This window comes from Caballeronia sp. EK (assembly GCF_014384845.1).
Lineage (GTDB): Bacteria > Pseudomonadota > Gammaproteobacteria > Burkholderiales > Burkholderiaceae > Caballeronia > Caballeronia jiangsuensis.
This window is the reverse complement of the sequence record NZ_JACSUE010000006.1, coordinates 34,711-50,199: the sequence shown is the minus strand read 5'-3', so window position 1 is coordinate 50,199 and position 15,489 is coordinate 34,711. Positions and strand designations below refer to the sequence as shown.

The window sequence follows — 15,489 nt, the reverse complement described above, 5'->3', positions numbered from 1 at the left end:
TCGTGGGGTGAAAATCGGTCAGCCGAGAGCGGGCATCGTCTCGGCAAGCTGTGCGAGCAGGGCTTTCGCCTGATCGATGCTGTCGGCGTCGTTCGGACGAAACAGCACGTGCGCCGCGTGCGGCAATTCAGTATAGAGCGCCTGATTGCTGCGCCGGTAGGCAGGATCGTAATGATGGTCGATCAGCTCTGCGAAGAGCGCGGCGCGCGCGTTCTCATCGATCAGCCGATGCCAGTGCGCCACGCGCTCGCGGCTATGCAGCGCGACGAGCTTCGATAACTGCGCCTTGAAGAACGCGGGATCGTCGAAGAGATGCCCGTAGTCCTGCAACAGAAACGCGATGCGGTCTTCGCGGCGCGCTTCCACCTGCACGCACGACGCGATATGCAGATTGGCGAGCACGGCATCGGGCATCGTGATCGCGCCGATGCGCCGCCCTTCTGCCTCGACGAACACCGGTTTCGCCGGATCGAAACCGGAAAGCGCCTGCACGAGCGCAGAATCGAATGCTTTTTGCGATGGCTGCGGACACCCCGGCAGCGCGCCGAGCAGCGATCCGCGATGCGCCGCGAGCGCTTCCAGATCGAGCGTCTGCGCGCCCGCCGCGTCGAGCGCTTTAAGGAGCCGCGTCTTGCCGCTGCCCGTATGCCCGATCAGCGCGATATAACGAAAACGTCCCGGCAGCGCGACGAGCCGCTCGATCACGTCGCGCCGGTAGCTTTTGTAGCCGCCGTCGAGTTGCCGCGCCTGCCAGCCGATCATGTTGAACCACGTCGTCATCGAGCCCGAACGTTTTCCGCCGCGCCAGCAATAGATGAGCGGCCGCCAGTTGCGCGGCTTGCCGGCGAAGATCGTGTCGAGATGCATCGCGATATTGCGCGCGACCATCGCGGCGCCGACGCGCGTCGCCTCGAACGGCGACACCTGCTTGTACATCGTCCCGACGATCACGCGCTCCTCGTTGCTGAGCACGGGCGCGTTGATCGCGCCGGGAATGCGGTCCTCGGCGAATTCGAGCGGCGTGCGGACGTCGACGATTTCGTCGAAATCGCTCAGACGATCGATGGGAACGAGCAGGTTTTTCACGGGTTGCGCGCGGAGACTGGCTGAATCAAGCGAAAAATTATCGCATGCGCACGGATTTCGGCCTCGCGGCGCATTTTGGAGCGCGGCGCAGCGCGCGCGAAGCGGCTAAAGTGCATCAATCGATCCATCCGGGGGAAGCGATGAGCTATCACGAGACGATCGGCGCGCGCCGTTACCGCTTCGACGATCTGAAGACGCTGCTCGCGCGTGCGAGTCCACGCCGCTCCGGCGACGAGCTCGCGGGCATCGCGGCGGCGACGGAGGAAGAGCGCGTCGCCGCGAAAATGGCGCTCGCGCAGGTGCCGCTCGCCGCGTTTCTCGACGAGCCGCTCATTCCCTACGAGGACGACGAAGTCACGCGCCTCATCATCGATACGCATTCGCGCGAGGCCTTCGCGCCGATCGCGCATCTGACGGTCGGCGAATTCCGCGAGTGGCTGCTCGCCGACAACACCGATACCGCCGCGCTCGAAAGCATCACGATGGGCGTCACGCCCGAAATGGCCGCGGCCGTTTCCAAGCTGATGCGCAATCAGGATCTGATTCTCGCCGCGCGCAAGCGTCCGGTCGTCACGCGATTTCGCACGACCATCGGCTTGCCCGGGCATCTCTCGGTGCGGCTGCAGCCGAATCATCCGACCGACGATCCGAAGGGCATTGCCGCATCCATGCTCGACGGCCTCTTTTACGGCTGCGGCGATGCCGTGATCGGCGTGAATCCCGCCTCCGATTCGCCCGCCGCCATCGGCAAGCTGCTCGCGATGATGGACGACTTCCGCCAGCGCTACGAAGTGCCGATGCAGTCGTGCATTCTCACGCACGTCACCAACACGCTCGCGGCGATCGAACAAGGCGCGCCTGTCGATCTCGTGTTCCAGTCGGTCGCGGGCACCGAGCGGGCGAATGCGAGCTTCGGCGTGTCGCTCGCGCTGCTGGAGGAAGCGCACGACGCGGCGTTGTCGCTCGGGCGCGGCACCGTCGGCGATAACGTCATGTACTTCGAGACGGGACAAGGCAGCGCGCTGTCGGCGAACGCGCATCATGGCGTCGATCAGCAGACGTGCGAAGCGCGCGCCTACGCGGTCGCGCGGCGCTTCAGGCCGCTTTTGACGAACACGGTGGTCGGCTTCATCGGTCCGGAATATCTTTACGATGGCCGGCAGATCATTCGCGCGGGACTCGAAGATCACTTCTGCGGCAAGCTGCTCGGCGTGCCGATGGGCTGCGACGTCTGCTACACCAACCACGCCGAAGCCGATCAGGACGACATGGACACGCTTCTCACGCTGCTCGGCGTGGCGAATGTCAACTTCATCATGGGCGTGCCGGGCGCGGACGATGTCATGCTCAACTATCAGAGCACGTCGTTTCATGACGCGCTCTATATTCGCCGCGTGCTGAATCTGAAGCGTGCGCCGGAATTCGAAGCGTGGCTCGCGAAGATGCGCGTCACCGATGGTCAGGGCTCGCTGCTTTCGGCGTCCACGCAACCCTTGCTCGAATGGATCGACTCATGACGAACGCCGATGTCTGGGAGACGCTGCGGCGCTTCACCAACGCGCGCATCGCGCTCGGCCGCGCGGGCAGCAGTCTGCCGACCGCGCCCCTGCTCGCGTTCGAACTCGCGCATGCCCAGGCGCGCGACGCGGTGCATCAGCCGCTCGATACCGCCGCGCTCGGAGAGACACTGCGTGCCGCCGGTTTCGACACGCTCGATGTGCAGAGCGCCGCGCCGGATCGGGATCGTTATCTGCGTCGGCCGGATCTCGGACGGGTGCTCGACGATGCGAGCGTTGCGCGCCTGACCGCGCGAGCCGCCGCGACCGGCGATGCGCCCGAACTCGTTTTCGTCGCCGCCGATGGCTTGTCGGCTTTTGCCGCGCAACGTCATGCCGGACCGTTGCTTGCGCATCTGCGCGGGACGCTCGACGGCTGGAAGGTGGCGCCCGTTGTGATCGCGACGCAGGCGCGCGTTGCGCTGGGCGATCGCATCGGTGAGCTTTTACGGGCGACGATCGTCGTCGTGATGATCGGCGAGCGGCCGGGGCTCAGTTCGCCCGATAGCCTCGGGCTCTATGTGACCTACGCGCCGCGTCTTGGCCGCCACGATGCGGAGCGCAACTGCATCTCGAACGTGCGGCCGGAAGGGCTCGATTACGCGAATGCGGCGTTCAAGCTGATGTGGTTGCTGAATGAAGCGCGCAGGGTGAAGGTTACTGGTGTTGGTCTTAAGGATCTTAGTGGGGCGTTGCCTGCGGCGGGTTATGGAGTGCTTGGAGGATAGTTTTTTTCGCCGGATCCCGGTTTCGTGTCGGTCTATTGGCACTGCCCCTGTGCGGGGCGGCAGTCACTTTCTTTGCTGCTGCAAAGAAAGTAACCAAAGAAAGCAGCTTCTCACCGCCCGCGGTCACACGCAGTTTGGCCATGCTTGCCAGCCGCAGGCGGCACTCGCCTAAGTGTCGCCCCCAAAGGACTTACCGGGCTTGGCTCGCGCACGGTCTGACGCCCCAAATGTTTTAGCGCGCTGGTTCAGCACCAAATAGCTTCGGCACAGCGCTACGCGCTGCCGTTGGGTATGCAAGGGAAACCGTCGAAGAAGAAGCGCGCGCAGACCCGATTGACCCCTCGGCCGCGAAGCGGGCCGGAGCTATTTGGTGCTGAACCAGTTTGTTATGTGGTGCGATGTGTCAGACCGTGCGCGGTCCAAGCCCCGCGAGACCTTCGAGGGCACTCGCTACTGCCGGGCCATTCAGCCAATCGTCTGTGCCGCGGCCGGTGTGAAGTGCTTAGGCTGGGGATAGCTGTTTCTTTGGTTACTTTCTTTGCAGCAGTGTATGGACCGGAGACATGGGTAACACCTGTTCCAGGACATGGGTGACACTTCGGACGAATGGTTCGTCCGGAGTAGATCATGACCTGGGATAGCAAAGACATCATGGAACTGAGGCTTGAATTCGTGGAATTCGCCACCCGAGAAGGGGCCAATCGACGCGCCTTGTGTCGCCAGTACGGCATCAGCGCGAAGACCGGGTACAAGTGGATCAGGCGCTTCGAGCAAGGCGACACCGCTTTGGCCGATCAGTGCCGACGGCCCCTGCATAGCCCCTCGCGTACCGCTGCCGAAGTGGAGGCGCGCGTGGTCGAACTGCGTCAAGCGCATCCCGCCTGGGGGGCGGCCAAGCTTGCCCGGCGCCTGAGCGATCTGGGTTGCGCTCAGACCCCTTCGCCGAGCACCGTGACGCGTATCCTGCATCGGCAAGGCTTGATCACCGCTGAGAGCAGCACGGAGGCCTTGCGATGGCAGCGCTTCGAACACGAGCATCCCAACGATCTGTGGCAGATGGATTTCAAAGGCTATATCGAACTCGACAGTGGACGACGCTGCTTGCCGTTCACGGTGCTGGACGATCACTCGCGCTTCGATCTGGCGCTCGATGCGTGTGGCAGCACGCCCACGCGGGCCGTGCGTGAGCACTTGCGCGAGGTGTTTCGCCGTTACGGGTTGCCGCTGCGCATCAATGCGGACAACGGTCCGCCATGGGGCAGCCCTGCGCGACCCGGACAACTGACTGCGCTGGCGATCTGGCTGATCCGCATGGACATCCGGACTTCGTACAGCCGGCCCGGGCATCCGCAGACCAACGGCAAGGATGAACGGTTTCATCGGACGCTGAAGGCTGAACTGCTCGCGGGTCGGCACTTCAAGAGCCCGAAGAGTATCCAGCAAGCCTTCGATACGTGGCGCCAGATGTACAACCACGAGCGGCCGCATCAGGCGCTGGGCATGGCCACGCCGATTTCACGCTATCAACCCAGCCCGCGAGCGTATCCGGAGCGTCTGCCGCCGATCGAGTACGGCGACGCAGACGTGGTGCTTCGCGTGGGCATCAACGGCGAGGTGCGCTTCAAGTCGCACTGTTTCAAGGTTTCGAGTGCGCTGGCTGAGCTGCCCATCGCGTTGCGCGCCTGTAGCGAAACTGACGGCTGCTACGACGTGTACTTTGTTCATCATCGCATCGATACCATCGACTTGAAGGAACGCGGCGAAAGGAGCTAAATGTGTTACCCATGTCCTGACACACCTGTTACCCATGTCTCCGGTCCATACACAGCAGCAAAGAAAGTGACCCCCGCCCCGGGGAGGGGCAGTGCTAATAGACCAACACGAAACCGGGATCCGGCGACGAGCGCGCTAAACCCGCAATCAAACCCGCAACTTGCGATACAACGTCGTACGCGATATGCCGAGCGCCCGCGCCGTCGCCGACACATTACCGCCATGCGCCTTGAGCGCCGCAGCCACAGCGCTAGCTTCGATATCAACAAGACGCGCCCCGCCAGCAGGCAGCGAAACATCATCGATCTGAACGCGTTCCCCGAACTCATCGAGAAAATCATGCGGCAGATGCTCGACGCCGATCCGCGTATCGTGATCGTCGAGCATGGCCGATGCAGTGCGCAGCACATTGCTCAACTGCCGAAAGTTGCCCGGCCACGGATGCCGCGCGAAGAGCGCGAGCACATCGTCATCGATGCCCACGATGCGTCCCGCAAACCGCTCCTGACGCAGCATCTTGTCGACGACCTCACGCAGGTCCGTGCGCTCAGCGAGCGGCGGCAGCGTCACCGAAAGGCCATTGATGCGGTAATACAGATCCTCGCGAAACGTCCCTTGTGCGACGCACTCCCGCAACTTGCGATTGCTCGCGCAAACGAGCGTGAAATCGACCGGCACCGCGCGCGCCGCGCCGAGCGGCTCGACGACGCGTTCCTGCAACACGCGCAGCAGACGGCTTTGCATCGCGAGCGGCATATCGCCGATTTCATCGAGGAAGAGCGTGCCGCCATTCGCCTGCATGATCTTGCCGGTCGCGCCGCGCTTCGACGCGCCCGTGAACGCGCCCTGCGCATAGCCAAAGAGTTCCGATTCGATCAGCGTCTCCGGCAACGACGCGCAGTTCACCGCGACGAACGGCCCCGCGCGACGCGGCGAATCGCTGTGAATCGCGCGCGCGAGCATCTCCTTGCCCGCGCCCGTTTCCCCGCCGATCAGAATCGCGATGTTCTTGCCGATGACCTTGCGCACGCGCGCGACGATGTCGTTCATCTGCGCATCGCCGGTACAGAGATCGGCGAGGCTCGATCCGGCTTGCTCGCGCACGGCGATCGCGGTCGCCGGGTGCGCCACATTCGACGCCGGACGCGCATGAAATTCGACGCTCGCGAACACCGCGACGCCGCTGTGCAGTTCGAGCCGGCACGGCGCTTCACCCGCGCACGCGATGAGCGCGTCGACGCGCTCGCCGAACAGCGCTTCGAGCGTCTGCGAACGCAGACGCCCCAGTTCGAGCCCGAGCTGGAATTGCGCGCTGCGGTTCGCGCACAAGAGACGGCCGTCGAGATCGAATACGGCGAGGCCTTCCATCAACGTGCCGATGAACTCCGGCCGGCTATGAAAACGGATGCGCAGCCCGTCGCCGAACGCGCTCGCGATCAGGCGGTTCTCGATCATCTGCCCGGACATCTTCACGAGCGCCATCGTGTGCTGGTGATAGCCGCGTCGGTCGCCGGTGACATCGAGCACGCCGGAGAGATTGCCGTTCGGATCGAGGATCGGCACGCTCGAACACGAGAGGAAATGATTGGCGCGCAAGTAGTGCTGGTCGCCATGCACGGTGACGGCGGTGCGCTCGGCGATCGTCGTGCCGATAGCGTTGGTGCCCTGATGCGCCTCGCTCCACAGCGCGCCGGCCCGCAGTGCGACTTTTTCGGCGCGCGCGAGGAAATCGTCGTCGCCGAGCGAATGGAGGATGAGACCGCTCGCGTCCGTCAGCGCGATCATGCTGTGCGTGTTGGCGATCTGCGCGTACAGCGTTTCCATCACCGGCAGCGCGTGCGCGAAGAGCGCGCGGCTTTCACCGAGCTTGACGGCGAGTTCCGCGCCCGACAGCACGGCGTAATCCGGGCGCATCGTCTCGAACAGGCCAAACGTGGCCGATCGCTCGTGCGAATGACGGATGACGTCGTGTTGCGCCGGCTGCAAGGCCGCGCCGATGGCATGCTGCATCGCCCCCTCCTTTTCGGTTCATTGTCGCCAGCGTGTCTCTCGCGGCAATGTAACACCGTCGCGGCGCGCGGGTCGATCCGAGGAAGCACGCGGGTGACCCCGCGGCGTCTCCCGGACTACAGCACGAGCGAGCCTGCCGTGATCGCGATGACGAGGAACACGACGAACAGGATCAGGAATATGAAGAAGCAGATCTTGGCGATGCCCGCCGCGCCGGATGACACGCGGGTAAAGCCGAAGAGGCCGGCAACGACGGAAATGATCGCGAACAGAATGGCAAGCTTGAGCATGGCGGGTCCGGTTTTTGTTGAGCTGACTTGTGCATGCAAGGCGCGTGCCGCGCCGATCAAAGGTGACGGTTAGACTAGACCGTTAGTTGCGAACTAAGCCTAAGAAAAACGGGCAGTGAAGTGCCCGCTCCGAAAGCGTCTTTTAGCGCCCCCGATTGTCGGCGGCTGCCGCTACAGTGGCGCGTGCCGTAGCAGGCACGGCCGCCGGCGAAGGCTGACGCGCGCCGAGCCAGGTCGAAACCCGCCGATGCGCGTGCGGCACCGCGAGCAGCGCGCCGATCGCGATGGCATCGGCGGCAAGTCCGGCCGGCACGTTGACGAGACCATCGGTCAACGTGAAGAGAATCGAATCGACGACGAGCGAAATCACCGTGCCCGCGACAAACGACACCATGCCGTCACGCCCCAGCGCGCCGATCCACGGCAGCCGCTGCGCCACGGCCTTGACGACGCCGTAGCGCGCCAGATTTGCGGCGATCCACGCGATGGCGAGGAAATTGATCACACGCGGTCCGGCCAGGTCGCGCTTGAAGGCGCTATCCAGAACAGGCGGCAGCACGAGCAGCTTGTAGTACGCCATGCCCGCGATCAATGCGACCGCGCCCGCGCTCACGATCCAGCCGAAGCGGTTAGCGCTGACTCGCTGATAGACCGGCTGGCAGCGCGCCAGCACGCCGAGCACGAACATCAACTGCCACGCGGCGGGATTGAAGTCCCAGAGGTTGTCATCGACGGAAGGCATGAATTCGCCGATCTCCGACGCAAACGCCCACAGCGCCAGGCTCAGGCCCAGCAGCAGCCAGGGCTTGCTGCGCGCGAGCGGCAGCATGAGCGGCACGGCGAGCGCGAACAGCGCGTACATCGGCAGGACGGCGGCAAGATACGGCTGGCGTTCGAACGTGAGAATCTGCGTGATCGACGAAAGCGGCTGCGACGTCATACTGTCGAGATCATGCAGCGCGAGATTCGGTGCGTGACCAAAAAAGGGCCGCAGCAGGAAGGATGCCGCGAGCATCAGCGCGGCGGTGACGAGGAACGCGCGATAAAGCTCGAACGCGCGTTTGAGAAAGCGCACTCGCGCCGCGCTTTCGGAGCGGCGTGCCGCGAGCGACACATACGCCGTCGCCGTGGCGAAGCCGCCGAGGAACACGAAGACTTCGGCGGCGTCGTTCAGCGCAAACGAATGAAGCGTGAAGCGCGACACCATGCTGCCGCCGATATGATCGACGACGATGATGAGCAGCACCAGTCCCCGGAAGAAGTCCAGCTCGACGAGACGTTGTGATTTTCCCTGCATGCGGATTCGGTTCGGTGTCCTGCGGCGACAGGAGGTTGGACGGCGGCCACGGACGCGCGGCACGAAAGCATAGGAGTTTACCCGTAATGCGGCAGCGCATCATCAGATCAAGCGCAAATAAACGTTTAATTTCCGGTATTTGTGACCGATATGCCGATGCCGTCTACGCAACGTGCAGCATGTGTGCATCCGTGGATTCGATTCGCATGAAGTTTTCAAGTTCCTTTCATTATCCACGGCGATCAGGCTAATATCTCGCCCTCTCCTGTCGAATCATTCCCGGACCATGGACTATCTCGTCGCCCTCATCACCGATCCCGCCGCCTGGGCCGCGCTCGCAACACTCGTCGTCATGGAAGTCGTGCTCGGCATCGACAACCTGATCTTCATTTCCATCCTGACCAACAAGCTGCCCCCGGCGCACCGGGAGCGCACGCAGCGCATCGGCATCGCGCTCGCGCTCATCATGCGGCTCGGCCTGCTCGGCACGGTCGCGCTGATCGTGCGCCTCACGACGCCCATCTTCGAAGCATTCGGCCACGGCTTTTCATGGCGCGATCTGATCCTCATCGCGGGCGGTGTCTTTCTCGTGTGGAAAGCGACGACCGAGATCCGCCACCACGTCACGCACGACGCCGACGGCTCTGCCGGTGCCGAATCAGGCAAGTCGCTGACGCCGCTCTCGGCGATCGGACAGATTCTGTTGCTCGACCTCGTGTTTTCCATCGACAGCATTGTCACGGCGGTCGGCATGACCGAGCACATTCCGATCATGTTCGTCGCGGTGATCGCCGCCGTGACCGTGATGCTGTTCGCCGCAGGCCCGCTGTCGCGCTTCATCGAACGCAATCCGACGATCGTGATGCTCGCGCTCGGCTTCCTGCTCGTGATCGGGATGACGCTGATCGCCGAAGGGTTCGGCACGCATGTGCCGAAGGGCTACATTTACGCGGCGATGGCGTTCTCGGCGCTGGTCGAGGGGCTGAACATGCTGGCGCGGCGCGCGAAGGGCCGAAAGGCAAGCGCGGCAAGTGTTTCCGGCAAGCACTGACCGGCAAGGGAGACCGTTTGACGCGTGTCTTTTTAAGCGTCAAACGGTCGGTCATGCGGCATGACTTCGATCCCTGAACAACCCGTGATTCGGGTACGCCTCGCTCAAGGCTCCGCGATCGTGAACCAGAAGTCGAACTTGTCGAAATTGCCCAGCATGTCCTTGAACTTCGCCTTGTCTCCGTCGATGGTCACGTCGCCGCTTTCCGCGAGATTGCCCAGCTTGAGTTTGCCGAGCGCTATGTCATCGAGTGTCGAGCGATTCAGGGTGACGGTGCCATCCACTTTATCCAGTTGCTTGTCCTTGCTGTAATTCATTACGCCGTTCTTTACCGTCAGGACATACTGCGCGTTGATGTCAGGGAATTTCAGGTTGTACACATAAGACTTGTCGCCGACTCTCGGTCCGTTCAGATGAATGGCGAGAAAATCGAGGAACATATCCGTGGTCATGCCACGAATGATGTCGGGGGAACTGGTATTGGGCGTCGCCATTTTCTTGACGCCGCCGCGCAGTTCTTGCGCTCCGGACAGATAGAAGTTGCGCGCCGGACCCGATTCGGCCTGATAACCCAATTGCTCCAGCGCGTCCGCTTCGATATTGCGCGCCGCCTGATTTTTCGGCTGCGCGAACACCACTTTATTCGCCACGGTCGCCGCCCACCGATAGTCGCCCTTGGCATATGCCGCCTTTGCCGTCGCAATCATTTTGTCCGCGCCGACCATCTCGACATATCGCTTCGCCTCTTCGACAGGCGGTAACGGATTGAAGTCGGCCGGATTGCCGTCCCAGAATCCCAGATAAAGCTGATACGTAGCGCGGACGTTATGTTTCAGATCGCCATAGTAGCCGCGGTTATAAAACTCTTTCGCCAGACTATCCGGCAACACGAACTGTTCGGCGATCTCGTTCATCGTCAGGCCCTGATTGGCCATGCGCAGCGTTTGATCGTTGATGTATTTGTACAGGTCGCGTTGCTTTTCCAGATGTTCGACAACGCGGCCGTTACCCCATTGCGGCCAATGATGACTGCCGAATGAAACCACCGCGTCGCCGCCCCATAAGTCGATTGTCTGATCCAGCGTGCTCGACCATTTCTGAGCGCTGCGCACCTTTGCGCCGCGCAAGGTCAGGATATTGTGGAGCGTGTGATTCGCGTCCTCGGCGAGACAGATCGCCTTGAACTGCGGGAAGTAGAACAACATCTCGGCGGGCGCTTCGGTGCCGGGCGCCATCTGAAAGACGACATCGATGCCATCGACCGTCAGTTTTTCACCTGTCTTGTCGATAATCTTGGTCGGCTCGAACAGGGTAATCGTGCCGGCCGCCGTGGTCAGCCCAAGGCCACCGCCGACATTGCCTTCCGGGTCCTTCGGCAACAGATTGCCGTACATGTACGACGCGCGCCGGCTCATCACGTTGCCGGCGAACACGTTTTCGCTTACCGCCTCTTCCATGAAGCCATCCGGCGCAATCACCGGCACTTTGCCGGCGCGCGCATCCTTCTCATCCACTATCGCCCGAATACCCGCGAAGTGATCGACGTGAGAGTGCGTGAAAATCACCGCGCTGACCGGCAGATTCTCGACCTTGCTATTGATCAGGTCGAGGGCGGCTTTTGCGGTTTCCGTGGACGTGAGCGGATCGATCACGACCCAGCCAGTTTTGCCGCGAATGAATGTCATGTTGGCAAGATCGATATTGCGCACTTGATAGATGCCATCGACCACCTTGAACAGCCCGCGAATCGCGAGCAGTTGCGATTGCCTCCAGAGGCTCGGATTCACCGACGCGGGAGCAGGTCCGCTTTGCTTCAGAAAATCATATTGCGAGAGATCGATAACCGTGTTGCCGGCGCTCCCCTTGACGACCGGATTCGGAAGATCGGCGATAAACCCGTGGCGAGCATCATCGAAATCCTGCGTATTCGAAAACGGCAAATAATCCGCTATTGCCTGATTGGCCTTTCGAGTCGCATCGGTGGCAGGATTCGGCGCCGCATTACCGACGCCAATGCAGGCCAGAGTCAGAACCGCGCAAGCAATTTTCTTACGAGATGGTACAGACATGCGTTTATCTCCGGTCGCGAAGCTCAGCGGAAACGTATCCGACGCCTCAATGGAAAAAACTGCCTGATTCGCCTTCATTGCCGCAGCAATTAAATCGGACTCAGCCCATGCCAACCATGACAAGCGATATCACAAAAGTGCCCGGCAGTATTCAGTCTCGCGCTCGCGTGCGCGGGCATATGGACGACCTTCATCGCGGCAGCTTTGACGGCGATGGACTCGGCGCGCTAAAAAAACGCGTCAGAAAGGCAATTCCCGCTGCGGATTGTCGGGCGCGGCGGCATTCGCGGCGGGCAGCGGTTGCGCGCGCAGCCAGCGCGCGATCGCATCGACGACGTGTTGCCGCTCGGCGTCGTCGAGCGCCTTGCCTGCCGCGATGCCGTGCCATTTAGCCAGGCATGAACGGCAGCACGTCGCCGTCGCGTGTTGCGCGATGAACACCGGATGCCCGCGAAACGGCGTCTGCTTGCCGTCGTTCAAGGGCGATGGCGGCGCGAGCCGCTTGCCGATCAGTTCATGCGCCTGCGCGATCACCGTATCGACGCCCTTCTCGCGCAGATATTTCCCCTCGCGCACGCCGAGCGCGAAGCGCCGCCGGAATGCCGATTTCGCGAGCGCATCGAACACGGTGTCGAGGTCGCGCATCGTGCGATCAGTCCTTCGCGTAGAGCGTCGAATCCGCGAAGCCATCGGCGGTCAGCACGCGGCCGACGATGATCATCGCCGTGCGCTCCATGCCCGCCACACGCACTTTCGACGCAATCTCCGCGAGCGTTCCCTCGATGCGCGTCTCGTCCGGCCAGCTCGCGCGAAACACGACCGCCACCGGGCAATCCGCGCCGTAGTGCGGCATCAGATCCGCGACGATGCGCTCGATATGCCGCACGCCGAGATGAATCGCGAGCGTCGCGCGATGACGCGCCAGATCGGCGAGGCTTTCGCCTTCCGGCATCGATGTTTTCGTCGCGTAGCGCGTGAGGATCACTGTCTGCGAGATGCCCGGCAACGTCAGTTCCCGCTTCAGCGCCGCCGCCGATGCCGCCACCGCCGTCACGCCCGGCACGACTTCGTAGGGAATCGCGAGCGCGTCGAGCCTGCGGATCTGCTCGCCGATCGCGCCGTAGAGCGACGGATCGCCCGAATGCACGCGCGCCACGTCCTGCCCGTTCGCGTGCGCGTCCTGTAAAAGCGCGACGATGGCGTCGAGATCGAGCTCCGCCGTGTCGATGCACTTCGTCGCGCGATGCCCGTCGAGCACGGCCTTCGGCACGAGCGAGCCCGCGTAGAGAATCACGGGACACGCGCGGATGAGCCGCTGTCCCTTGACGGTGATGAGTTCGGGATCGCCCGGTCCGGCGCCGATGAAATAGATCGTCATGTTTCGGATAGATGGATTCGGTCGAGCCAGTTCAGTAGCGCATCGCGCGCGCTCGCGGCATCGTCGAACGTTGTGTGCGCTTCCGGCAGCGACGGCCGCGTGAGCATCACGACCGGCAGGCCGCGCTCGCGCGCCACCGCGAGCTTCGCTTCGGTCGCGTGCCCGCCGCTGTTCTTGCTGACGATAACGTCGATGCCCGCCGCATCGAACAACGCGCGCTCGCCTTCGGGCTCGAACGGCCCGCGGGCATCGATGATTCTCGCGCGTTCGTTGCCCGCATGTGCTTCGAGACAGCGCACCGTCCAGTATTGCGACGCGGGTATTTCATGCAGATGCGCAAGGGCCTCGCGCCCGAGCGTAAAAAGCGGCCGATGAAACGGCGCGATCCGATCGACGATTTCGCGCCAGTCCGCCGCATCGCGCCAGTCGTCGCCCGGCTGCGGCTGCCACGCGGGACGGCGCACCGCCCAGAGCGGCACGTCCGCGAGCGCACAGGCGTCGTGCGCGTGCCGGCTCATTTGCGCGGCATACGGATGCGTCGCATCGACGACGAGCGCGATGTTCTCCGCGCGCAGGTAGCGAACGAGCCCGTCGATGCCGCCGAAGCCGCCGACGCGCACCGTGCACGCCAGATCGCCCGGCACACGCCCGAGGCCCGCGAGGCTGTAGACATGCGCGGGCGGCAGCGCGCGCGCAATCGCGAGCGCGTCGCCGGTGCCGCCGAGCAGCAGCACGCGCTTCGTGTTTCCCGGCGCTTCTTCACGCATGACGCATCACGGTTTGCTGGCGTGCAACAGCGTGATCGGCAGCGCCTGACGCCAGGTATCGAAGCTGCCGAGCGGCTCCGCCTGCGCGACGCCGATGCGCGTCAGCTCGCCGCCGTGACGCACGCGCCATTCGACGAGCGCGGCCTCGCTTTGCAGCGTCACCGCATTGGCGACGAGCCGCCCGCCCTGACGCAGTCGCGCCCAGCACGCATCGAGCACGCCCGGCACGGTCAATCCTCCGCCGATGAAGACGGCATCGGGCGCGCTCAGGCCATCGAGCGCGGCGGGCGCTTCGCCTTTCACGAGTTGCAGCGCGGGCACGCCGAGCGCGTCGCGGTTGTGCTCGATGAGGCGCTGCCGGCTTTCGTTCGATTCGATCGCGATCGCGCGGCACGCGCCGTGCGCGCGCATCCATTCGATACCGATCGAGCCGCAGCCCGCGCCGACATCCCAGAGCAATTCGCCCGGCTGCGGCGCGAGGCGCGCGAGCGTCACGGCGCGCACGTCGCGCTTGGTGAGCTGGCCGTCGTGACGATAGGCGTCGTCGGGCAAACCGGGCGTGAGCGGCGGCCCGGCGTGTCCGGCATGCGTGCGGCATTCGATCGCGACGAGATTGAGCGCGGCGACGAGCGGCTCGCGCCAGTCGTCGGCGCGCTCGTCGATACGACGCTCCTTGTTACCGCCGAGATGCTCGAACACGGTCATGCGGCTCGCGCCGAAGCCATGCGCTGTCAGGAGCGCGGCGACGGCGGCGGGCGTCGCGCCGTCAGCGCTCAAGACGAGCAGGCGCACGCCGCGATGCAGGCTCGCGAGCAGCGACGCGACGGGCCGCCCGACGAGCGACACGCACACGGCGTCCTGCAACGCCCAGCGCAAACGCGCCGCCGCGAGCGACAGCGACGAAGGCGCGGGAATGACGCGCATCTCGCCGTTGGCGACTTCACGCGCGAGCGTCGCGCCGACGCCGAAGCACATCGGATCGCCGCTCGCGAGCACGCATATGCGCGTCTTGCCGTCGCCGCGCCCGGCGAGCACGGCATCGAGCGAAAAGGGTTTCGGCCACGGCACGCGGCTCGCGGCGATGCGCGCCGGCAGGAACGCGAGATGGCGTTCGCCGCCGTGAATCGACTGGGCGTCGAGCAGCGCGCGGCGCGCGACGCGGGACAGCCCGTGCCAGCCGTCTTCGCCGATCCCCACTACGGTCAGCCAGTTCGACATGCGCCGCCTCCTTCACGTGATTCGTAATGCGCTTCAGGATGCTGCCCCGAAGCGCCTGGATGGTCGATAAAAGCGGGCATAATACAGGTCCGTCGGTGCCCGGGGTCGAAGAGACCCAGGGCCTAAGAGGGAACACAGAAAACTGTGGCTGCCCCCGCAATTGTACGCAGCGAGTCCGCGCTCCACTGCCACTGGTTTTTACCGGGAAGGCCGGCGCGAATGAAGACCTGCCAGCCAAGAGACCTGCCGACTCATCGCATTCGCGC

The 15,489-nt window shown here is 63.7% G+C and carries 13 protein-coding genes and 1 riboswitch; of the genes, 4 read left to right on the top strand and 9 right to left on the bottom strand.

Annotated features, from left to right (window positions below):
* Positions 1 to 18: 18 nt before the first annotated feature.
* Positions 19 to 1,086 (bottom strand): tRNA 2-selenouridine(34) synthase MnmH, encoded by a 1,068-nt coding sequence (gene mnmH, locus IAG25_RS18680; protein WP_187606181.1) that lies wholly within the window; start codon positions 1,084 to 1,086, stop codon positions 19 to 21.
* Between the two features lie 140 nt (positions 1,087 to 1,226).
* On the opposite strand from mnmH, the gene IAG25_RS18675 reads away from it, so the two are divergent.
* The 3 genes from IAG25_RS18675 to IAG25_RS18665 all read left to right on the top strand — a co-directional run bounded on the left by IAG25_RS18675 (position 1,227) and on the right by IAG25_RS18665 (position 5,143).
* Entirely contained in the window at positions 1,227 to 2,603 is a 1,377-nt protein-coding gene (locus IAG25_RS18675; RefSeq protein ID WP_187606619.1) for an ethanolamine ammonia-lyase subunit EutB, read from the top strand.
* Positions 2,600 to 3,370 carry an ethanolamine ammonia-lyase subunit EutC gene (eutC, locus tag IAG25_RS18670; protein ID WP_187606180.1) on the top strand — a complete coding sequence of 257 codons (771 nt, stop codon included), beginning with the start codon at positions 2,600 to 2,602 and terminating at the stop codon, positions 3,368 to 3,370. Before IAG25_RS18675 ends, eutC begins: the two co-directional genes overlap by 4 nt.
* A 627-nt stretch (positions 3,371 to 3,997) precedes the next feature.
* A complete protein-coding gene (locus IAG25_RS18665) occupies positions 3,998 to 5,143 on the top strand; it encodes an IS481 family transposase (protein WP_187606179.1) in 1,146 nt (381 codons plus the stop codon).
* 147 nt (positions 5,144 to 5,290) lie between these two features.
* Here the strand turns inward: IAG25_RS18665 and IAG25_RS18660 are convergent, their stop codons facing one another.
* The 3 genes from IAG25_RS18660 to IAG25_RS18650 all read right to left on the bottom strand — a co-directional run bounded on the left by IAG25_RS18660 (position 5,291) and on the right by IAG25_RS18650 (position 8,740).
* Positions 5,291 to 7,153 (bottom strand): sigma-54-dependent Fis family transcriptional regulator, encoded by a 1,863-nt coding sequence (locus IAG25_RS18660; protein WP_187606178.1) that lies wholly within the window; start codon positions 7,151 to 7,153, stop codon positions 5,291 to 5,293.
* 116 nt (positions 7,154 to 7,269) lie between these two features.
* Complete coding sequence (locus IAG25_RS18655; RefSeq protein ID WP_035503665.1) at positions 7,270 to 7,443, bottom strand: DUF1328 domain-containing protein; 174 nt, start codon at positions 7,441 to 7,443, stop codon at positions 7,270 to 7,272.
* A gap of 142 nt (positions 7,444 to 7,585) precedes the next feature.
* Entirely contained in the window at positions 7,586 to 8,740 is a 1,155-nt protein-coding gene (locus IAG25_RS18650) for an OpgC domain-containing protein (protein ID WP_187606177.1), read from the bottom strand.
* Positions 8,741 to 9,026: 286 nt separating this feature from the next.
* Between IAG25_RS18650 and IAG25_RS18645 the strand changes: the two genes are divergently transcribed.
* On the top strand, positions 9,027 to 9,791 hold the full coding sequence (locus tag IAG25_RS18645) for a TerC family protein (protein ID WP_187606176.1): 765 nt from the start codon (positions 9,027 to 9,029) through the stop codon (positions 9,789 to 9,791).
* A gap of 104 nt (positions 9,792 to 9,895) precedes the next feature.
* Here IAG25_RS18645 and IAG25_RS18640 read toward each other — a convergent pair whose 3' ends face one another.
* The 5 genes from IAG25_RS18640 to cbiE all read right to left on the bottom strand — a co-directional run bounded on the left by IAG25_RS18640 (position 9,896) and on the right by cbiE (position 15,223).
* Positions 9,896 to 11,938: an alkyl/aryl-sulfatase gene (locus IAG25_RS18640; protein ID WP_255503795.1), complete on the bottom strand. Its 2,043-nt coding sequence runs from the start codon at positions 11,936 to 11,938 to the stop codon at positions 9,896 to 9,898.
* Between the two features lie 162 nt (positions 11,939 to 12,100).
* Positions 12,101 to 12,505, bottom strand: a complete 405-nt coding sequence (locus tag IAG25_RS18635) for a DUF4186 domain-containing protein (protein WP_035503672.1) — start codon at positions 12,503 to 12,505, stop codon at positions 12,101 to 12,103.
* A gap of 7 nt (positions 12,506 to 12,512) precedes the next feature.
* On the bottom strand, positions 12,513 to 13,238 hold the full coding sequence (gene cobM, locus IAG25_RS18630; protein WP_187606175.1) for a precorrin-4 C(11)-methyltransferase: 726 nt from the start codon (positions 13,236 to 13,238) through the stop codon (positions 12,513 to 12,515).
* Positions 13,235 to 14,005 carry a cobalt-precorrin-6A reductase gene (locus IAG25_RS18625; RefSeq protein WP_187606174.1) on the bottom strand — a complete coding sequence of 257 codons (771 nt, stop codon included), beginning with the start codon at positions 14,003 to 14,005 and terminating at the stop codon, positions 13,235 to 13,237. Before IAG25_RS18625 ends, cobM begins: the two co-directional genes overlap by 4 nt.
* A 6-nt stretch (positions 14,006 to 14,011) precedes the next feature.
* Entirely contained in the window at positions 14,012 to 15,223 is a 1,212-nt protein-coding gene (cbiE, locus tag IAG25_RS18620; protein ID WP_187606173.1) for a precorrin-6y C5,15-methyltransferase (decarboxylating) subunit CbiE, read from the bottom strand.
* A gap of 76 nt (positions 15,224 to 15,299) precedes the next feature.
* Positions 15,300 to 15,488: riboswitch (cobalamin riboswitch) on the top strand.
* The last annotated feature ends 1 nt before the right edge of the window (position 15,489 follow it).